At 68.3% G+C, this 20,337-nt stretch carries 15 protein-coding genes and 2 pseudogenes; 12 read left to right on the top strand and 5 right to left on the bottom strand.

From position 1 onward, the window contains the following. The first annotated feature begins 574 nt into the window (after nt 1–574). The 5 genes and pseudogenes from ACFZDC_RS25325 to ACFZDC_RS25305 form a co-directional block, all read left to right on the top strand. Nucleotides 575–1,060 carry a DUF2975 domain-containing protein gene (locus tag ACFZDC_RS25325; RefSeq protein WP_391327327.1) on the top strand — a complete coding sequence of 162 codons (486 nt, stop codon included), beginning with the start codon at nt 575–577 and terminating at the stop codon, nt 1,058–1,060. Then, the gene (locus ACFZDC_RS25320; protein ID WP_125652763.1) at nt 1,060–1,281 is read left to right on the top strand and encodes a helix-turn-helix transcriptional regulator; all 222 of its coding nucleotides are present in this window, start codon (nt 1,060–1,062) and stop codon (nt 1,279–1,281) included. The genes ACFZDC_RS25325 and ACFZDC_RS25320 overlap by 1 nt, the downstream gene beginning before the upstream one ends. A gap of 918 nt (nt 1,282–2,199) precedes the next feature. After that, nucleotides 2,200–3,033: a PIG-L family deacetylase gene (locus ACFZDC_RS25315; RefSeq protein WP_391327326.1), complete on the top strand. Its 834-nt coding sequence runs from the start codon at nt 2,200–2,202 to the stop codon at nt 3,031–3,033. Between the two features lie 32 nt (nt 3,034–3,065). Next, a complete protein-coding gene (locus tag ACFZDC_RS25310; protein ID WP_391327325.1) occupies nt 3,066–3,275 on the top strand; it encodes a hypothetical protein in 210 nt (69 codons plus the stop codon). A gap of 195 nt (nt 3,276–3,470) precedes the next feature. Further along, nucleotides 3,471–3,823 (top strand): annotated as a pseudogene (locus ACFZDC_RS25305) (MerR family transcriptional regulator); the annotation flags it as partial. Nucleotides 3,824–4,205: 382 nt separating this feature from the next. Here ACFZDC_RS25305 and ACFZDC_RS25300 read toward each other — a convergent pair. After that, complete coding sequence (locus ACFZDC_RS25300) at nt 4,206–5,414, bottom strand: RNA-guided endonuclease TnpB family protein (protein WP_391327323.1); 1,209 nt, start codon at nt 5,412–5,414, stop codon at nt 4,206–4,208. A gap of 158 nt (nt 5,415–5,572) precedes the next feature. On the opposite strand from ACFZDC_RS25300, the gene ACFZDC_RS25295 reads away from it, so the two are divergent. Next, nucleotides 5,573–5,860, top strand: coding sequence for a hypothetical protein (locus tag ACFZDC_RS25295; RefSeq protein ID WP_391327321.1), 288 nt, complete (start codon nt 5,573–5,575; stop codon nt 5,858–5,860). 68 nt (nt 5,861–5,928) lie between these two features. Here ACFZDC_RS25295 and ACFZDC_RS25290 read toward each other — a convergent pair. Further along, nucleotides 5,929–6,272, bottom strand: a pseudogene (locus ACFZDC_RS25290) (helix-turn-helix domain-containing protein); the annotation flags it as partial. Nucleotides 6,273–6,443: 171 nt separating this feature from the next. On the opposite strand from ACFZDC_RS25290, the gene ACFZDC_RS25285 reads away from it, so the two are divergent. After that, a complete protein-coding gene (locus tag ACFZDC_RS25285; RefSeq protein WP_391327319.1) occupies nt 6,444–6,599 on the top strand; it encodes a hypothetical protein in 156 nt (51 codons plus the stop codon). A 217-nt stretch (nt 6,600–6,816) separates the two neighbouring features. Here the strand turns inward: ACFZDC_RS25285 and ACFZDC_RS25280 are convergent, their stop codons facing one another. Further along, the gene (locus ACFZDC_RS25280) at nt 6,817–8,901 is read right to left on the bottom strand and encodes a SpoIIE family protein phosphatase (protein WP_391327317.1); all 2,085 of its coding nucleotides are present in this window, start codon (nt 8,899–8,901) and stop codon (nt 6,817–6,819) included. Nucleotides 8,902–10,566: 1,665 nt separating this feature from the next. Here ACFZDC_RS25280 and ACFZDC_RS25275 point away from each other — a divergent pair. Together ACFZDC_RS25275 and ACFZDC_RS25270 are read left to right on the top strand one after the other, a co-directional pair. Then, a complete protein-coding gene (locus tag ACFZDC_RS25275) occupies nt 10,567–10,782 on the top strand; it encodes a hypothetical protein (protein ID WP_391327315.1) in 216 nt (71 codons plus the stop codon). A gap of 91 nt (nt 10,783–10,873) precedes the next feature. Continuing rightward, on the top strand, nt 10,874–11,209 hold the full coding sequence (locus ACFZDC_RS25270; RefSeq protein WP_391327314.1) for a hypothetical protein: 336 nt from the start codon (nt 10,874–10,876) through the stop codon (nt 11,207–11,209). A gap of 298 nt (nt 11,210–11,507) precedes the next feature. On the opposite strand, the gene ACFZDC_RS25265 is transcribed toward ACFZDC_RS25270, so the two are convergent. Both ACFZDC_RS25265 and ACFZDC_RS25260 read right to left on the bottom strand, forming a co-directional pair. Next, a complete protein-coding gene (locus ACFZDC_RS25265; protein WP_391327312.1) occupies nt 11,508–12,065 on the bottom strand; it encodes a hypothetical protein in 558 nt (185 codons plus the stop codon). An 816-nt stretch (nt 12,066–12,881) separates the two neighbouring features. Then, a complete protein-coding gene (locus tag ACFZDC_RS25260; protein ID WP_391327310.1) occupies nt 12,882–13,559 on the bottom strand; it encodes an FCD domain-containing protein in 678 nt (225 codons plus the stop codon). Nucleotides 13,560–13,626: 67 nt separating this feature from the next. Between ACFZDC_RS25260 and ACFZDC_RS25255 the strand changes: the two genes are divergently transcribed. The 3 genes from ACFZDC_RS25255 (at nt 13,627) to ACFZDC_RS25245 (ending at nt 20,322) form a co-directional block, all read left to right on the top strand. Next, on the top strand, nt 13,627–14,886 hold the full coding sequence (locus ACFZDC_RS25255; protein ID WP_391327308.1) for an MFS transporter: 1,260 nt from the start codon (nt 13,627–13,629) through the stop codon (nt 14,884–14,886). Nucleotides 14,887–15,197: 311 nt separating this feature from the next. Further along, a complete protein-coding gene (locus tag ACFZDC_RS25250; RefSeq protein WP_391327306.1) occupies nt 15,198–19,337 on the top strand; it encodes an amino acid adenylation domain-containing protein in 4,140 nt (1,379 codons plus the stop codon). A 31-nt stretch (nt 19,338–19,368) separates the two neighbouring features. Beyond that, a complete protein-coding gene (locus tag ACFZDC_RS25245; RefSeq protein WP_391327304.1) occupies nt 19,369–20,322 on the top strand; it encodes a pseudouridine-5'-phosphate glycosidase in 954 nt (317 codons plus the stop codon). Nucleotides 20,323–20,337: the final 15 nt, after the last annotated feature.

Below are 20,337 nucleotides of genomic sequence, written 5' to 3'. Positions count from 1 at the left end.
AAGTCGACTGGCACTTCACCACCGACGACGCACGCGTGAAACTACGCCACCTCTACCCAACCACACAGCAAAACTAAGCCGCGACAATCTACTAGGTGGTCCGGCCGTCATCTTCGCGGCCAGATGATGCCTCGACGGGCACCTGCGACAACCACGGGCCGGCCATCCGCCGGAGCCGCCCGCGCCGTACTGTCACAGTGCGGCGCGGGGCAAGGACCGCGAGAGGTGGACCATGCGGCTGGAAGGCACCCCTGGACGCCTTCCAGATCGCTGTTGAAGGCCGCCTGACCCCTGAGCAACAACTGACACCTCAACAAATAGAACCAGCCGTTGAATTGACCCACCCAGATCTGACGGTAGTCGCAGAGTTTCGGCGTAGTCGGGTGGCATCCGATTTGTGCTCACGCGAGGCCGACTTCGACAGGATCAGGACGGTTCGCGCGAACGTCATGCCATGGGAGGGGTGGCGGCGCCCCTCCACGGTGCGAAACCGCCGCCCATCCTCCGTCCCGACCTTTGCTTCATCTATCGAACTTCGATAGATTCCCATCGCGACTCGATGGAAGGACGGGCTGTGGGAAAGCTGACAGTGGGTGCGCTGCGCGCCGTGCTCGTGGTGGTGCTCGCCGGCACCGTGTTCGTGCAGGCATTGATGGTATGGGCGTTGGCCACCGACCCGGAGGACGGGGCGCTCCCGCTGACCCCGTTGCGCGTGATCACGATCCTGGGCATGGTGTCGGTCCAGGTGGCCCTGGTCTGCGTATGGCGGCTGGTGACGATGGTGCGACGCGGAACCGTGTTCTCCCACGCCGCCTTCCGGTACGTGGACGGTGTGATCGGCGCGATCGTGGCGGCTGCCCTCGTGTGGTTCGCGGTCACGGTCCTCAATGCGCCGGGTCAGCGGGACGACCCGGGCGTCACCGTCATCATGGGCGGGGTTGGCGTGGCCATCCTGGGGGTCGCGCTCATCGTGCTGGTGCTGCGGATGCTGCTGGCCCAGGCCGTCGCGCGCGACGTCGAAGCGGCGCAGATGCAGGCCGAGTTGGACGAGGTGATCTGATGCCGATCGCCGTCGACATCGACGTGATGCTGGCCAGGCGGAAGATGTCCGTGGGCGAACTCGCGGACCGCGTAGGGATCACCCCCGCCAACCTGGCGGTACTCAAGAACGGCCGCGCCAAGGCGGTGCGCTTCGCGACGCTGGCCGCGCTCTGCGAGGTGCTCGAGTGCCAGCCGGGCGACCTGCTGCGCTGGGAGGCCGAGGACGCCGCGGACGGATGACGCGCCCAGGGCGGGCGTGAAACGCCTGGCACCACCGGCCCGTGACACGGCACGTGGACCGCATGGGCGCGGATCGCCGATCACCCGCAGCGCCGTCCCGTCCCGTTGAGTGGATTCCGGATGACCTGCACCGCACCGTCCTGGTCGACCATCGCGACCTGCGGACGCGGCCTCCCCACTGCAAGCCCCCATCCTTCCAGCGCGGAAGGGCGGGGGCTCGCCGTTGTCGCTTGGCGCCCGATCCGTGACGATCCGTCAGTAGGATGGGGCTGGGGGAACGTGACAGGCACGGGCTTCCGAGATCATGGAGTTCTCGACGCCCCGTGATCCGAATGGAAGACCGTGCCTGCCGACGCATCATCGCCGATCCCTCGGTGTCCAAGGCGTTCGATCGGGGCATCTGGGCCCCCCTACCAGGTTGTGTGCGCCGACCTCACCGACACCCAACTCCAAGCCACCGTGCTCCTCGGAGCCGACGGGCGTTCCGAGGCCCGCAACACCGATCTGCGGCCGGCCACCACACGCACATGCTCGCGGTCACGCCGGCACTGGCCGCGCCCCGGCCGCGTCGCCGGGCGGGTCCCGATCCGCGCACCGGCCTGCTGCGGCCCGGGCCAACGAGCCGACGAACTCGTAAAGGCCGGCAAGTCCGGAAGCTGAAGTGCACGGGAGCGAGTGCCAAAGCCCACGAGTGTTCTCCTGCGCAGCGGGAACAGCCGATCCACCCAGCACTGTTGCACCAGCCGAGGGACCGGCGCTGCACAGGCGGAGAACAGAGAGGCTAAGAGGTCGTCCGCCCCGACGCGATCCGGGGCCCCCGGGTCCGTGGTACGCCCGGTCACCCCGATATCGGGGCGGCCCCTCATAGGCCTGCCGCAGACTCGGACCGAGGCGTTTTCACAGAGGAGGACTGTTTTCATGAATGACCGGCCCTTGACGCTCATGGCGGTACACGCCCACCCCGACGATGAGGCCACGGGAACGGGAGGTGTCCTCGCACGGTACGCGGCGGAGGGCATCCGCACGGTCCTCGTGACCTGTACCGACGGCAGCTGCGGTGACGGACCGGGGGGTGTCAAGCCGGGCGATCCCGGGCACGATCCGGCAGCCGTCGCCTTGATGCGGCGTCAGGAACTTGAGTCGAGCTGCGCCATTCTGAAGGTCAGTGATCTGGAGATGCTGGACTACGCCGACTCCGGGATGATGGGCTGGCCGACCAACGACGCCCCCGGATCCTTCTGGCAGACACCCGTGGAAGAAGGCGCTGCCCGACTCGCGGAACTCCTGCGCCGCTACCAACCCGATGTGGTCGTCACCTACGACGAGAACGGCTTCTACGGCCACCCCGACCACATCCAGGCTAACCGCATCACGATGACGGCGCTGACCATGGCCGTGCCGACGCCGAAGGTGTACTGGACGACGGCGCCCCGCTCGATGATGCAGCCGTTCGGGCAGGCCATGCGCGAGTTCGGTGCGGACTGGCAGGAGCCGGATCCCGCCGAAGCCGCCGCGATGGCCGAGATCGGACTCCCCGACGAGGAGATCACCACCTGGGTGGACACCACCGCGTTCGGCGGTCAGAAGTTCGATGCGCTGGCCGCGCACGCCAGCCAGGGCGAGAATATTTTCTTCCTCAAGATGGGCCAGAAAAGGTTCACCGAATTGATGGGCGTCGAGACCTTCGTACGTGTCCAGGACACCACCGGTGCGCCCGTGCCCGAGAACGACCTCTTCGCCGGACTGCGCTAATCCGCCCGCCTTCCCGGGGACTGAGAGAGCTAATGGTCCGTACACAGAACCTCCTGATCCTGCTTCTGGCCCTGGTCGTCCTCGCGGCCGTCTCCGCCATCGCCGGCCTCATCGACTACAACGTCGCCCGTGAGGCGGGCTCGCCGGTCTCCACGGCCATCGGCCGCGGCAGCTTCGTGTTCTTCAGCGCCATGACGCTGTTCCTCGCGCTGCTGCCAGTACTGGTCCCGGCCGTGACGTGAAGCAGGGGCGCACCGGGGTCGGCCGAAGCCCTCGGCCGACCCCGGTCCTTGCTGACGCGTCGAGGCGGATCACCGTTCGCCGACCAGGGCCCAGAACCGGCTTCACGTCCACGACCGGCGTACCGTCCAACGCCTCAAGACCGCTGACCCGCAACCGCAGACCGTCCCGGGCCAGGACGCCACTCGGTGCAGACCCAGGAGCGATTCTGGATCACCGCGACTACCTGCCTGAATTCGCCGGCTCTCTCGCCGGTTGGCCTTCACTGGCCGACCTGATCCGCGCGATCGGGGGCCGCGCGGAGCCAGTCCTCATCCCGTGGGACTGCGCTGACGGCTTCTTCGAGGCCTACTGGCGCCGACCCGGGGCGTACCTGGACGACCATGTGCGTCGCGCGGTGTCGGTATGGACCACAGCCGGACCGGAGGTTGAGCAGCGGGCGGTGAGCAGCCTCCGCGACGATCTTTCCTCAGGCCGGTGGGCCGTGCGCAACCGCCACCTCGTCGCCCTCGACGCGGCAGAACTCGGCCTCCGCCTGCTCGTAGCCTGAACCATCGTCTGTTGAGAGCGCCGCAAAGGAACTGAACCGCCGAAAGACCGGTCTCGACTTCCAACCGCCGTAACCTCAGCCGCCAAAGGTCTCCAGCCCTCCCTCTGCGACCTGTGGCATCGAGCTCACCCTCGCGCCCCGTCACGGAGAATTTCATCGAGGACGGCGCGACCGATCTGGTTCTCGCCCCCGGGGTTGCCCGGTAGCGACCTGCTGCTGCAGACCGCCGAGCTGCACCAGTCCGGCCACGCCAAGGTGCGCGGACCTCGGCGCCGAGCGGCATCTGCTCGGCATGGTGCCGCCGAAGACGCCGGCATTCTCGCGGTGGCGGCCACCTGTGGCGACCCGCGTGAGATCATCCATCCTTGACTTCCTCCTCCGCCTAGAGGCGGGGGATTCCAGCGGTCGCCCGCTGGGGTTCCTGCTTCATCGACGACCGCCCCGTCCGGGAGGACTCCCGTTGAGGTCTTACACCGTCTCCACAGGCAGACGCCGCCAGCCCGGCGGCCAGGATGTTGCGTGCCGCGTTCACGTCGCGGTCATGCACGGCGCCGCAGTCGCGCGTCCACTCGCGGACGTTCAGCGGCAGCTTCTCGCGGACCGTGCCGCAGACCCCGCACAGCTTCGAGCTGGGGAAGAAGCGGTCGATCACGACGAGTTCGCGCCCGTACCAGGCGCACTTGTACTCCAGCATGGAGCGAAGTTCCGTCCACGACGCCTCGGAAATGGCTCGCGCGAGCGAGTGGTTCTTCAGCAGGTTGCGGACGGTGAGGTCCTCGATCACGACCGTTTGGTTCTCACGGACGAGCCGAGTGGACAGCTTGTGCAGGAAGTCGCGGCGCCGGTCGGCGATCCGCGCGTGGACGCGAGCGACCTTACGCCGGGCCTTCTCGCGGTTGGCCGAGCCCTTCGCCTTCCGCGACAGCTCGCGCTGTGCGCGGGCGAGGCGGGCGCGGTCGCAACGTCCGTGCTTCGGGTTGGTGATCTTCTCCCCGGTGGACAGCGTCACCAGGGACGTGATCCCGGCGTCGATGCCCACGGCCTGCGTGGTCGCGGGGGCCGGGGTGATGGTGTCCTCGCACAGCAGGGACACGAACCAACGCCCGGCCGCGTCGCGGGACACTGTCACGGTCGTCGGCTCCACGCCTTCGGGCAGGGGACGCGACCAGCGGATGTCCAGTGGCTGGGCCATCTTGGCCAGAGTCAGTCGCCCGTCACGCCACTTGAACGCGCTGCGGGTGTACTCGGCCGACGCCCGGGACTTCTTCCGGCTCTTGTAGCGCGGATACTTCGCCCGCTTGGCGAAGAAGTTCCCGAACGCGGTCTGAAGGTGGCGCAGCGCCTGCTGAAGAGGGACGGAGGACACCTGTGCCAGGAAGGCCAGTTCCTCGGTCTTCTTCCACTGCGTCAGCGCCGCCGACGACTGCACGTAGGAGACGCGGCGCTGCTCGCCGTACCACGCGCGAGTGCGCTCCTCCAACGCCTTGTTGTACACGAGGCGGACGCAGCCGAACGTGCGGGACAGCTCTGCCGTCTGCTCGTTCGTGGGGTAAAACCGGTACTTGAACGCCCGCTTGACCTGCTGCGTCACGCCTCACATTCTATCAGTTCCCCTGTGAGCGGCGGGTGTCGGCCGGTGGCCACGGACGCCGAATCACCCTGACGGCGATTCACCTTTCCCTGCCCCGCTACGCGGGAGCTTCGTTTCCTCCCCGGCCTGAAGGCCGGGGTATCCACGAAGGAGACCCGATGAGCAGTGACCTGGAAGTGAGTGCTCTGGCGATCAACGTCACGGTCCCGCATGCGCTCCGCTGGACGGACACTCGGCGCGGCGAAGCATTCCAACTGACCACACTCAACGTCAGGCTTCTACCGGACGGTCGCCTCGCCGCAAAGGCCTACGGTCGACCAGTCGGCGGTGGTCGGGGCGCGTACGTCTCATTTCCCGTACCCGACAAACCCGAACTGGCGGCCCTGATCGCCGGCGCTGCCAGTCGCGCCGGGGCGCTGTGGGCCGCCCATCGTGGCCTCGGCTGAGCTTAGTTCGACCCGAAGACGGGCGGTGGCAGTCCCGGACTTCGGCCTCGTGGCGAGGCCGGGGACGGTAAACCAGCCAGACGGTAGCGGGTCAGCATCCGGTGGACGGTGGAAGGGACCAGTCCCAGCAGGCCGGCGATGCGGGCCGGTCCCCAGCGGCGCAGGACGCGGACTTTGATGATGCGCCGCTCGGTGCGGGTCGGAATTCGGCGCGGGCTGGTGCGTGGGCGGCTGGAGCGGTCGGCCATACCTGTCTCGCCGAGCCGACGGTAGCGGTCGGCCCACCGCTGGGCCGTGGTCGGGAGACCTGGAAGCGTTCGGCCGCACGTCTGAGGGGCCAGCCGTCCTCGACCACGCAGCGGGCCAGGCGCAGGCGTCCGGTCTCGGTCAGCGGTGCATTACGGTGGACCACGAGGGCCTTTCTGTTGGTGTAGACGTCGCAATCCACACCGAACCGGTAGGCCCTCACCTGTTCAAGATCCCTCAGCCGAGACCTCGCTCACGCGTCCACAACCTCCCGGACAGAACAGCTAGCGCGCGGGTCGCTCAGGGCTGCGTGGAGGCGGGTGCCCCCGGTTGGAGGGTGGCCCGCATCCAGGTCGGCGACGTCAACGCGGTCACCCTCAACGAGAGGTGCAACGACGACGCGACCGAGATCGCGGTGCGCATTGGCTACCATTACCGCTTCATCACAGTGATCCACTACGGTGTCTGCTCCGCTGCTCTGCCAGTCGCCTGACGGAGGAGGCGACGTCGGCAACACCGTGCTGGCCAAGGAGCGATCCGCGTATCGAAGGATGCCCCGTTCGGTGCGAGCTAGGTCGGCCGTCCGTCGCGGTGGTCCCCAACCGGTGCGAGCGGGTTGGGGAACGAGGGGCGCGTCATGGGTGGACATCACAGGTCTCCTGCGCCCCCCGCCGTCGATCAGTGTGGCGACCGGCGGACCGGGCCGTATTTCAAGGGTCGGATGCGAAGGGTTGCATGCGTGCGATGAGCACAGCGACGTCATCCGGGTCAGCGGGAAGCCGGAGTTCGCGAAGGAGTCGGTCGCAGGTTTCCTCCAGGGTGGGGTCGGGTGCGTCAAGCAGGCACCGGAGGGTGTCGAGGCGTTCGTCGATGGGGTGATGGCGGACCTCGACGAGTCCGTCGGTGTACAGGACCAGCCGATCACCAGAGCCGACGGGAAAGGTCGTGGTGACGAATGGGACGCCGCCTACCCCGAGCGGGGTACCGGTCGGCAGGTCGAGCAGTTTCGGGGGCTGGCCGCTGCGCACCAGGACGGGGGGCAGATGGCCGGCGACGGAGATGTGGCACTCCGCGCGGTGTGGGTCGTAGACGGCATAGACGCAGGTGGCTATGTACTGCTCAAGCCCTGAGGTGATCTTGTCGAGATGTTGGAGGACTTGGGCAGGGTCGAGGTCGAGATCGGCGAAGTCGCTGGTACCGGTGCGCAGGCGACCCATGGTGACGGCGGCGTCGATACCACTTCCCATGACATCGCCCACGACCAGTGCGGTCTTGCCGCCATCGAGCGGGAGGACGTCGTACCAGTCGCCGCCGACCTCGTAGGCGGACTGTGCGGGCCGGTAGCGGGAGGCCACCTCCAGACCGGGGAGGTGGGGCGGGTGCTCCGGGAGCAGGCTGCGCTGAAGAATCTCGGCGGCATTGCGCACGCTCTGGTGCGAGCGGGCGTTGTCGATGCACACAGCGGCGCGGGAGGCCAACTCGCCGGCGAGGGCGAGATCGTCCTCGTTGAAGGGCTGCGGGTTACGGGCGCGGCTCAGCCCCAGGCAGCCGAGGATCTGACCGCGGGCGGTGAGTGGGACCAGCATGTAGGAGTGCACACCGGCGCGTGCCAGGACCGTGGCGGCGCGGTCGTCGCGGGCAATGCGGCGCAGTACGGCGTCATCCACGTGGGAGATCAGGATCGGTCGGTCGGTGCGTACGCATTCGGTGGCCAGGCGGTCGGCGTCGTAGGCAGCAATCTGCCCTGGCGGGTCGGCGGCCTGGACGGCCTCGGTGACGTAGGCGGCCTGCACCGCGAGGGCGCGGAAGAGCGCGGGGCCGTCACCCAGCGGCGGGCGGTGCTCGTCAAGGACGGAGTCAAGGACGTCGACCGTGGCCATGTCGGCGAGTTCGGGGACGGTGACGCCGGCCAGCTCTCGGGCGGTCTCTTCCACCTCCAAGGTGGTGCCGATGCGCGCGGAGCCGTCGGCGATCAGCGCCAGACGCCGTCGGGCCTCGGCAGCCTCCGTAGCCGCCTGATAACGGTCGGTGACATCCACCACCAGGTCGGCCACCCCGAGAACACGCCCCTGGGGATCGTCCAGCCGGTACAGCGAGATCGACCAGGCGTGCATGTGCGGGTCGGCGGGGGTGTGGCCGACGATGGTGTACTCGTCGACCATGGGGACCCCCGTCTTGAGGACCTCCCGCATGCCGGCCTCCGGCCCCTCGAACTTCGCCGAGGTCATGATCTCGCGGTAGTGCCGACCCAGATGGTCTTCCACGGGAATGCCGTGCATCCGCTCCAGAGCGGGGTTGACGGCCACGTACCGCAGATCCGTGTCGAGGATCGCCAGCCCGATGGGCGACTGAGAGATCAGCCGGGTGGACAGGGCAAGCTCCCGTTCGACCTCCCGGAGCCTTGACCCGTCGGTGGCCAGGCCAAGGGCGTAGAAGTCGCCGCGGTCATCCAGGAGCCGCATGTTGCGGAATTCCACCAACCGGGTGCTGCCGTCCTTGTGCCGGATGGGGAACGCCCCGGCCCACCTCTCCCCGGTACCCATGACCTCGGCGAACAGCTCGATGATCAGACCCGAGTGCTGTTCCTGGACGAGCAGCGGCGCAGCGTACTGCCCAAGGGCCTCCTCAGCGGTATGGCCGAACAGGTCCTCGGCCTCCGGGCTCCACAAGACGATCCGCCCATCGGCATCCAGCAGCACCGCGGCAACGCCGAGCAGATCCATCAGCCCACTCGGCTGCGCCGATCGCTCCCCCGGCTGGCCGGTGTCAGCCGCACGCCCATCGACTGCGCTCACACGGGCACTCCTTCCATGCGCCGGACCACAAGGACCCGCTCGCGCCAGCGCGTGGCCCTGCCCCGTACCTAGGGAGTGCGCTGGCTTCCATGGTCCCCCTGGAACGGCCTTCCGCGCACGCACTGGACCAGGATGGTGCCCCGCCCCCTCCCCAACTTGATCATTCGTCGTGAGCACCGCCTGGAGCCAGCGACGCACCTGGCAGGTCACCGTCTGGCTGTGGGAGTCCCAGTATGCGCGGAAGTGACGTTGCCGCCTGTTGTGTCGGCACGGCGGGCAGCGGCATCGAAGGCGCCGGAATGGAAGCGCTCGACCTGGACCTGTGTGTTGTCGATGGGTTACCGGGCGTCGATCAGCATCCGTATGCCGGTCTCAACGAGGACCCTGGCACCGACGTCCTTGGCGACTTTATCGAGGTCAGCGGGCGGTCGGTCGGGGTGTGCGGTCCCCACAGCGGCCGAGCGGGCAGCGACTGCCCCGCGGGCCGCCCCTCCGCCTGTCCAGCTTGTGGAGGCGCTGCACCATGCGCAGCAGGATGGCGCAGGACAGCTCGTCCAGAGCCTGGAGGACGGTGGCCACGGCGTGCTTGCCCAGGGCTCACCGCTGGCGGGATGGTGTTCGTCATGTGGACGACGGGGATGAAGTCCGGGGATGAAGTCCGCCATCAGGTCCAGCCGGTGGAGGAACGCCGTCCAAGCGGACCCGATACCTGGCCTTGTGCATCAGCCACTCGTACAACAGGTCGGCGTGCTTGATGTCGTTCACGTCCCCTTCCCGTCGGTGAATTCGTACGTCCACGGGGACGGCCAGTTCGGCGCCCACGGGTAGCTACGTCAGCGTGGACCGGGATCGACTCGCCGTCGTCGGCTTGCGGGTACTCACTGCCGGACTGCCGTCCGTCGCCGTGCCGCGCCGGCCGGCCGGACCGATCGGTCCAAGTTCGCAGGTGACCCGCCGAAGCCTCGCCTTGAGCCCGCGCCGCTTGTCCTCCGGCAGCTCTCAGGCCAGGTGGGCCCTCGGCGGGAACTCGACCCCGTCCTGTTCGCCGTCCTCCGGCCACTCCGGCAAGTACAGGCCCGGACCAGGTGCACAGCAGAACGCGGTCCTTTCCGCGATCCCAGGCCAGGGTGTGGACGGCGTCACCCTGGAGGAGGATCGCGGGGCGCTCGGCCAGCGTCCTGCACCAGCGGGCAAGGCAGATGCGGCTCGGTCCTTCAGCGCTAGGTTCGGCGGCACGGAGACCCAGCCGGACGGAGCGCCCCAGCCGCCCTGGCCCCGATATTCAATGACGGGGGTGCGGGTGAAGGGCCGCGGACCAGCCCTGACGACCCAGAACTGCCGAGCGTCGGTGAGGACGCCGCCGCGCGGCGCGAGCAGATTCTCGCTGACCTGCGGGCCCTGGAACGTGAGGACATCGGCGGGCCGAAGGCAGCGGCCGCGACGGTCTGTCCGAACGGGCACCAGTCGACGAGCCACGACTGGAGCGAGGTGTGCGGGCACCGCATGGACGTGCCATGCCTTCGCTCCCCCAGCCGCCGAGCGGGCAGGCAAGTGAGACGGATCCGCAGATGAAGGGGCTGATGGAGCTGCGGCAACACGTCGAACAGGCACGTCTGGACGTACGTCGAGCTCAGGACACCGTGGGGGAACGCGAGCTGAAACGTCGTGCAGAACGCCTACGCCCGTGAGGCCACGCACACAGCCGCGCGCCAGATCGATCTGGAAGAGCGACAAGTCGGACTGCAACGCCAGCAGGTCGAGCTCGAGCTGTGGCGTCTGGAGATGAATGAACGGGAAAGCGAGCGTCACCACATGCTGGAGGTACCCCGCTTCCCTGCCCAGCAGTTGATGCCAGCGCCGCCGCGCACTCGGCGCACATGAACCCGGTGCGCGGTCCGCGGGGCTGAGGCGCTCCTCTGGGAATCCTCAAGTCGCTTGGCACGCAGAGAACATGACCGTCAGGCTGATTCTCATGACAGGAATCACGGGACTGAGCAAGAAGAACAACTTCGTGCTGGCCATCCGGGACGCGGACGTGGTCGCGGCGGCCCTGCGTCAGGCACTGGCAGAAGCCCCACCGCAGGAGCGCCCCGGTCTGGAACGCGCCGCCGCACTCGTCGAGTCCACAGCCGCCGCCACCGAGAACCAACTGCGGGCTCGCTGGGTCCGCACCCGGCTGGCCGCCGTCGGCTTCACTGGCGACATCACCTCGGTCGCGGCGGTGAAGGCACTGCGACAGGCGGAGCCGAAGCTGAGCCTGCTCGCGGCGGTGCAACTGCAGAAAGAGGCAGTGGCGCATCCGGAGTGATCCGGCAGCCCGCGCACCACGCATGGGAGGGCTGCGGGGAGCGTTGCCCCTCCTCAGGGGTGAGGCAGCAGTCCTTCCGTATCTCGCCGAGCCTCCCCTGCAGCGATGACGACGCCCTCACGAGAAGCAGAGAGCGGGAATCCCTCCCCAGCTCCACTGGCCACGAGACATGACAGGCTTGCAGTTCGCTGCGAGGCGACCGTGCTGGTCTCAGTCCTCAACGAGTGGCTGACATGGCGGCCCCACGGCTGGTTGGTCGTGGGGCCCTCGTGTCAGCCCCGCGGATGCGTGCCTGTGATCACTGGTGGTTGGAGCTGAATCCGTCGTCGATGCCTGGGATCCAGAAGCAGATCTCCAACGTCTTCAGGCGGTCCCAGTGCCGCACACGGCGCCCGTGTCTGACTGCGGCAGTCATGCTCACCGATAGCAGTGCCGCGCAGCTTCCTGCCAGCACACGATCGGGTCCCACAACGAGCTCGATCACCGCGACGACGAGCGCGAACACCAGGGCGAGGGCCGAGTTCCGCAGCATCAACGCGACGCCTTGCAGCCGAGTGATCTCGCCCGCGGCCTCCTTGTCGTGGAGTTCCACCGCAGCCAACAGCAGAGATACGTCAGTGCGCACGAAAGCCCGGTCCCGGGACTCGGGCACTCTGGCCACGAAATCGAGACGAGCGTCCTCGACACTCCAGTTCCAACGCGGTGCCACCTTGTCCAGGAGGGCACTCAGCGGATAGGCGAGATGCCCCAACAGGTAACTGGCAACGGCGACTCCGAGCACCTGCAGCGCTGACGGCGCCGAGGCCAGACTTGTGAGATCGATGATCTGCAAGCGTGCGAGCACGTAAATGATCAAGGATAGATGCAGCGCTCCTGGTATCCCGTAGGTGAACAAATCGAAGATACCCACAGCTAAGGTCACGAAGCTCCCCCTTGACTCGCCAAGACCTTTGACTCTAGTGAACGAAGGCTAGGCATGGTTCTGATGAGCCGAGAGCTTCCCTGCCTGGTCATGATGCGAAAGCGTCACGGGTACTGCTCCCAGGTTGAGCGAGGACGAGCACGCTCGGTTCGACGGGGTGGTGCCCGAGGTCGCCGCCCGCGCCCAACCGCGAGCGTCACACGGTCGAATGCGGCATCAATCGCCTCAAGCGGCATCGCGTGGGCGTCACGAGATATGAAAAACTCGCCGTCCGCTACGAGGCGACCGTGCTGATCCCAGTCCTCAACGAGCGCCGGTGACCAGCACTTTCGCAACACGCCCTAGCATGGGGTGTCTTGTCCGCCCGGAGGCGATCGGGGCGAGCGGGGGGCCTGCCTGGCCCGATGCAGCGACCTGGCGAGGCGGCAGCTGATCGACGGCATACGCTCGCGGACCCGGACCGGGACGCCGTGGCGGGATGTCCCGGAGCGGGACGGGCCGTGGGTCTTCTAGTGCTGCGACCCCCCAACCCGCCCTTCCGGTTGACGAAACCCATAGGGGCACCCCCCGCCTCCCGAGCAGTTGGTCGAGTCGGTGCCCCGCTCGCTTCCGGCTTCCGGCATGGAGTGGGCATGGTAATCAGGGGTGATCGCAGCGAGGAGTGTCCAAGCCGTGGTGCGGTGGGCCACCCGTCTGCCCGGGCGCCGGCCCGGCCACATGGCGCCATAGGCGGCCCTACCCCGGAATCGGTCAGTCGTCCCCCTGGGTGGGAGCACAGCCCATGTAGGAACCGGATTCGTAGGCCGCCTTGTCGCCGTCCCGGTCACGGATGGCCTCGACGAGGCGTGCGTGGTCCTGGAACTGCTCGGGGCGTAGTTCCTCGCCGAAGTGGTCCAGGAGCGAGGCCCTGATCACCTCGCCCAGGTCCGCGTGCAACTGGGCCAGGACCGTGTTGTGGGACGCGGCGACGACGGCGAGATGAAAGGCCACGTCCGAGTTCACGAAAGCGACCCGGTCCCCCTCCGCCCAGGCCTTGTCCCGTTGGGTCAGCAGGGCGTCCAGTCGCTCCAGGTCCTCCGGCGTGCGGCGTACGCAGGCCAGGCGGGCCGCGCGGACCTCCAGGGCTCCGCGCACTTCGGCGACGTCGTCCGTGTGCGCCGTCTCGAAGCGGGTCCGCATCATTCCGGCCAGTTCACTGGTCGCCCGGACATAGGACCCGGAGCCGTGGCGGATGTCCAGCAGGCCCGTGTGGGCCAGGGCTCGCACGGCCTCGCGAACCGTGTTGCGCGCCACACCGAGCTGTTCGACGAGCTCCGTCTCGGCGGGGATGCGCGAGCCCACGGGCCAGGTGCCGGAGGTGATCTGCCGCCGGAGGCGGGCGATCACCTGGTTTGACAGTGGTTCACGGCGAACGGGATCCATAGTCATCCCATCACCATATGACGCTGCATAAAAACCACACTAATCACTAGACCTAGAGTCATGGGATGAGTCTATGATCGGCGGTGTGACGAAGGAAGAGCTCAACAACACCGTCTTACGCACCGCTCGGGCGGGGCCCCCCGACCGCTCGCCACGGCTGCGCAGACTGACGCTCGTGGCACTCGTGATCGCGGCCCTGAACCTGCGCCCGGGCGTCACCAGCCTCGGGCCCGTCCTCGAAGAGGTCCGTGACGGCCTTGCCATGAGCGGCACGGTGGCCGGACTGCTGACGTCCATCCCGGCCGTGTGCTTCGCCCTGGTCGGCTCCATGGCTCCCGCCCTCGCCCGGCGGTACGGCGCGAGTGGTGCGATCGCGGCCGGTGCCACGTTGCTGACGGCTGGGCTCGCGATGCGTCCGTTCGCCACCGACGCCGCCCTGTTCGTGGCACTGACCGCCCTGTCACTGGCCGGCATCGCCATCGCGAACGTGCTGCTCCCGGCCGTCGTCAAGCATCGCTTCCCCGACCGGGTGGGCGCGGTGACGGGGCTGTACTCCATGGCGCTGAACGTCGGCGCCTCGACCGCTGCCGCCGTCACCGTGCCCCTGACCGAGGCGTTCGGCGGCGACTGGCGGTACGGCCTGGGGATCTGGGCCATCCTGGCGGCGATCGCCGTTCCGCCCTGGCTCGCCGCCGCCCGCCACCAGGGGCGGGCGGCGGCAGGCGCAGCGGACGACGGAGGCCAACCGCAGACACACCCACGAAGCCGGATCTCCCGCGACCCCACCGCCTGGGCGCTCACCGCGTACTTCGGGCTGCAGGCGAGTTCCGCCTACGTCATCATCGGCTGGTTGCCACAGATGTTCCGCGATGCCGGACTGTCCGCGGAAAGTGCCGGTCTGTTGTTCTCCGGCACCTCGCTCCTCGGCGTACCGCTGTCCTTCGCCCTGTCGGCCGCGGCCGGAAAGCTGCGCAACCAGAGCGGGATCGCGGCGGGAATCGGCCTGTGCGGCCTTGCGGGATTCGCGGGGTTGTGGGTCTCCGCCTCCACCACGCCCTGGCTGTGGGCGTTCCTGCTCGGCGTGGCCAACTGTTCCTTCCCGCTGGCCCTGACGATGATCAGCATGCGCGGCCGCGACAGCGCCACCGTCGTCCGGCTCTCCGGGTTCGTACAGAGCTTCGGCTACCTGCTCTCGATCCCCGGCCCCCTCATCGTCGGCGTGCTCTACGGCCACACGGGCGGCTGGCGTGCGCCTCTGGCCTTCATCCTGGTAATGACCCTGGCGCAGATCGGAGCCGGCCTGCTCGCGGGCCGCAACCGCCAGATCGGCTGAGCAACTCTCGTCGACACGGCGATTTTCACACCGGCTCGCCCCCGATCAAGGGCGGCCCACATCATTGTTCTCTTGTTCACTTCCCGGCCCCGCCGCACAGCGGCCGCGAATTGACTTCGCCATGCCCGGAATTACCGGCCGCGCCCGCCAAGTGAATTCCCGAAGAAGTCGGGATCAACTTCCGCAAACGCGCACAGAATTGGTTGACCTGGCCGGAAAATCTCGCCTAGTCTTCCATCAGTGATTACCTCAGGGCACCATGAGTGCGCGAATTCCTGGGAAATGCCGCTACTGCGGAAAAGAGAGGTCCATTGATCCCCCACGCGATTGCCCACAGCCCACACGGTAATTCCAGCCTGACGACGCTGCTCGCCGAACAGGCGAGTGCCGCACCACACCGGACCGCCGTGGTCCACGAGGACCAGAGCCTGACGTTCGCCCAACTGCTGGACCAAGGACGGCTTCTGGGAGCCCGCCTCAGGCACGCCGGAGTGACCAGAGGCAGCCGTGTCGGCGTGTTCATGGAGCCCTCGCTGGAGCTGATGACGAACGTCTGGGGAATCCTCTGGGCCGGCGGTTCGTACGTCCCGCTCTCCCCGGAATACCCCGAGGAGCGGATCGCGTACATGATGGCGGACGCAGGGGTGGAAGTCGTCCTTACTCAGGAGTTATTGCGTTCCCGCCTCCAAGAAATATCGCCGACCGGTGTTCGGGTCGTCAGTTCGGATGTTTTCCATTCGGCGGAGAACATTGGCGAGGGGACGTCCTCAGCAGGGTTGGATTCCTGCGAAGCCGCCCGTTCGGAAGATCTCGCGTACGTCATCTACACGTCCGGCAGCACCGGGAAGCCGAAGGGCGTGATGATCGAGCACCGCAGCATCGTCAGCCAGATGCGCTGGCTGTCCGAAGCCTGTGGAATCGACGGCGGAAAAACGATCCTCCAGAAGACCCCCTTGAGTTTCGACGCCGCCCAGTGGGAGATCCTCGCCCCCGCCTGCGGCAGCACCGTGGTGATGGGCGCCCCTGGAATCTACCGGGACCCCGAGGCGATCGTGGCCACCGTCCAACGACACGGTGTGACCACCCTCCAGTGCGTCCCCACGCTCCTGCAGGCACTCCTCGACACCGAGACACTCGCCGAGTGCGGCTCGCTGCGCCAGGTGTTCAGCGGCGGCGAGGCGCTGTCCCGCAGCCTCGCCGCCCAGTTCCTCGACACCGTGCCGGACTGCTCGCTCGTCAACCTCTACGGGCCGACCGAGTGCACCATCAACGCCTCCGCCTTCGTCGTGGACCGTACCGCGGTGCAGGACGGCCCCCGGGTCATGCCGATCGGCACGCCGGTCAGCGGCACCACCTTCCACGTCCTGGACGCGACCGGCCGTCCGGCGGCGGTCGGCGAGGTCGGCGAACTGCACATCGGCGGCATCCAGGTGGCCCGCGGTTACCTCGGCCGCCCCGACCTCACGGCCGAGAGGTTCGTGCAGGACACCTTCTCACCCGCCCCCGGCGCCCGCCTGTACCGGACCGGCGACCTCGCCCACCTCAACGCCGACGGGACGACGCAGTTCGTCGGGCGGACGGACAACCAGGTCAAGCTGCGCGGCTACCGGGTCGAGCTGGACGAGATACGCCAGGCGATCGAGACGCACGACTGGGTCCGCGGCTCGGCCGTCCTGCTCAGGGACGACGAAGCCACGGGCTTCCAGAACCTGGTCGCCTTCGTGGAGCTGAACCCCAAGGAAGCCGCCCTGATGGACCAGGGCAACCACGGCGCACACCACCAGTCCAAGCGCAGCAGGCTCCAGGTCAGGGCCCAGCTGTCGCACGCGGGCTGCCGCGACGCCGCGGACCTGGCCGGCCGCACGGTGACCGTACTCCCCGGCGCCGAGGCCACGCCGGAGCAGCGGGCCCTGGCCTTCGCCCGCAAGACGTACCGCTGCTACGAGGGCGGCCAGGTGAACCGGGACGACATCCTGCGCCTGCTGGCCCCGGCCGCCCGGCCGGGCGTGGCCCCGCGCACCCCGGAGAGCCTGAGCCGGGCCGAACTCGGCGGGATCCTCCGCAACTTCGGCCAGTACCTCAGCGACCAGCGGCTGCTGCCCAAGTACGCCTATGCCTCGCCCGGTTCCCTGTACGCCGCCCAGCTGTACCTCGAACTCGACGGCATCGCGGGCATCGACCCGGGCCTGTACTACTACCACCCACTCCACCACCACCTGGTGCTGATCGGCCCCACCCCGCGGCAGTCCGCCCCGCGGGCGAGGATCCACTTTCTCGGCAAGCACAGCGCGATCGAGCCGGTCTACCGCAACAACATCCGGGAGGTCCTGGAGATCGAGGCCGGGCACATGGTCGGCCTGTTCGAGGAGGTGCTCCCCTCCTACGGCCTCGGCATCACCGCCGCCGAGTACCGGCCCGCGGTCCTGCACCGGCTCGACTGCGCCGCGGAAGACCACTACCTGGGCACGTTCGATCTCGTACCCCACGACGCGACAGCGAGCGCCGGCGCGTTGGACATCTATGTCCAGGCGCACGCGGGGCGGGTCGACGGACTGCGGGCCGGTCAGTACCGGTACGCCGACGCCTCCCTGGTCCGTATCTCGGACGACCTGGTGCTCAAGAAGCACGTCATCGCCATCAACCAGCGGGTCTACGAAGGGGCGGGCCTCGGCATCAGCCTCGTCGCCACCGGCCCTGACTCCTGGCGGCACTACCTCGACCTGGGCAGCAAGCTGCAGCGCCTGCAGATGAACGGCCTGAACCTCGGCTTCATGTCCTCCGGCTACAGCTCCAGGACCGGCAACGACCTGCCCGCGGCCAAGCGGCTGAACAGGATCCTCACCGACTGCGGACTGCCCACGGGACCGTCGTACTTCTTCGTCGGCGGGCGCGTCAGCGACGAGCAGCTGCGCGGCGAGGACATGAAGGAGGACGTGGTCCACATGCAGGGACCGGCCGAGCTGATCAAGGAGGACCTCGCCGGACTACTGCCCCGTTACATGCTGCCCAACCGGATCATCGTCCTGGACAGGCTGCCCCTGACCGCCAACGGGAAGATCGACAGCAAGGCCCTGGAGGCCTCACAGCAAGGCGAACTCTCCCTGGCCCCAAGGATGTTCGTCGCACCTCGCACCCGTTCCGAGCGCCGCCTGCGCGATCTGTGGCAGACCGTCCTCAAGCAGGAGCAGATCTCCGTCACGGACGACTTCTTCGAGCTGGGCGGCAACTCCCTGCTCGCCGTGACGCTCGTCAACCGGATGAACAAGGCGTTCGAAGGAACGCTTCCTCTCCAGGTGCTGTTCGACGCGCCCACCGTCGAGAAGCTCGCCGCCCGGCTCGACGCCGAGTCGTCAGAGCCCCTGACCCGGCTCGTCCCGCTCCAGCCGGAGGGCACCGGCACGCCGATCCACTGCTGGCCCGGCCTCGGCGGCTACCCCATGAACCTGCGCCCGCTGGCCGCCGCCCTGGGCAAGGACCGGCCCGTCCACGGCATCCAGGCGCACGGCATCAACCGTGGCGAGGACCCTTGGACCACGGTCCGCGAGATGGCGATGGCGGACGTCGAGGCCATCCTCAGCGTCCAGCCCGAAGGTCCCTACATCCTGTGCGGCTATTCGTTCGGCGCCCGGGTCGCCTTCGAGGCGGCCCGACAGATGGAGCAGGCCGGCCTGCGGGTGGAACACCTCTTCCTCATCGCCCCGGGCATGCCGCGCCTGCGCGAGGAGGACACGGCCGGCTCGACGGGCCGGGCGGACTTCGCCGACCGGGCCTTCGTCGCCCTCCTCCACTCCGTCTTCGCCGGAACCCTCAGCGGCCCGCAACTGGACGACTGCCTGCGCACCGTCACCGACGAGGACAGCTTCGTCGACTTCGTCACCAGCCGCTTGCCCGGCCTCGGCACGGAGCTGGTCCAGGCCGTCACCGGCATGGTCAAGCGCACCTACTCCCCGGCGTACGAGTTCCACGAGCTGGCCGGGCGACGCCTGAACGCCCCCGTGACGCTCGTCAAGGCCAACGACGACGACTACTCCTTCGTCGAGCGCCAGGGCGCCTTCTCCGTCCGGCCGCCCGCTGTGCACCAACTGCCGTCCGGCCACTACGAACTGCTGCGCGCGCCGCACGTCACCGAACTCGCCGCGCTGGTCAACGACCGGCTGCGCACGGCTGCCGGTTTCCCGCTTCCGGGCCAGGTCGCCCTGTCCCGCGTCATCTCCCAGGAGGCCGGAGTGCCCCACATCAACATCAAGCACTTCCCCGTCGCCCTCAGCGAGGCGCAGGAGGAGGAACTCCTCGCCGCACTGACCTCGGCGGTGAGCAACGCCTTCGGCTGCAAGGAGGACGTCGTCTCCATCGCCATCGAACCGGTCGAGCAGGAGGCCTGGCACGAGCAGGTCTACGAGCCCGAGATCGTCCGCCGTCAGGACCTGCTCCGCAAGACGCCCAACTACTGACCGCCGCACCCCGGTTCCTGGAAGGAAACCCATGACGACACGCACACCCGGCCCGCATTCCGTCCCGCTGGTCTTCACGGAGGAGGTGGCCGCGGCCCTCGCCGACGGCGACCCGGTGGTGGCCCTGGAGTCGAACGTCATCACCCACGGACTCGCCTACCCGGACAACGCGGCGACCGCCCGCAAGGTGGAGGAAGCCGTGAGAGCCGGCGGTGCGGTGCCCGCCACCATCGGCATCGACGGCGGCCGGATCCTGATCGGGATGACCGGCACGGACATCGAGCGCTTCGCCTCCACCCCCGGCATCCCCAAGGTCAGCAGCAGGGACCTGCCGGCCGTGCTCGCTTCCGGCGGCATGGGCGCCAGCACCGTCGCCTCCTCGCTGGTGGCGGCGGAACTCGCCGGCATCACCTTCTTCTCCTCCGCCGGCATCGGCGGCGTCCACCGCGGCGCCGAGACCACCATGGACATCTCCTCGGATCTGATCCAGTTCACCCGCTCCAAGGTGGCGGTGGTCTGCGCCGGCGCGAAGAAGATCCTCGACCTCCGCCTGACCATGGAGTTCCTGGAGACCCACTGCGTTCCGGTCATCTCCTACGGCTTCGACGACTTCCCGGCCTTCTACTGCCGTTCCAGCGGGCTCAGCGCCCCGCACCGGCTGGACGACGAGACACAGATCGCCAGGGCCGTGGACACCCACTGGGCCCTGGGCAACTCCGGCGGTGTCCTCATCACCAGCCCCACCCGGGAGGAGGACGCGATCGACGGGGACGACATCGAGGAGGCCATCGCCGCGGCGCTGCGCGGTGCCGAGGCCGACGGGGTGCGGGGCGGTGCCGTGACGAAGTACGTCATGCGCGCCGTGGACCGCGCCACCGAGGGCCGCTCCGCCACGGCCAACATGGCCGTCCTCATCAACACCGCCGAGGTCGGCGGCCGGCTCGCCGCCGCCCACGCCCGGCTCCGACGCGAGGAGACACAGTGAGCGCCACCAGGGAAA

The sequence above is a fragment of the Streptomyces sp. NPDC007905 genome, assembly GCF_042959345.1.
Classification (GTDB): Bacteria; Actinomycetota; Actinomycetes; order Streptomycetales; family Streptomycetaceae; genus Streptomyces.
Note: the sequence above shows the minus strand (reverse complement) of the source record. Positions and strands in the feature narration are given on the sequence as shown.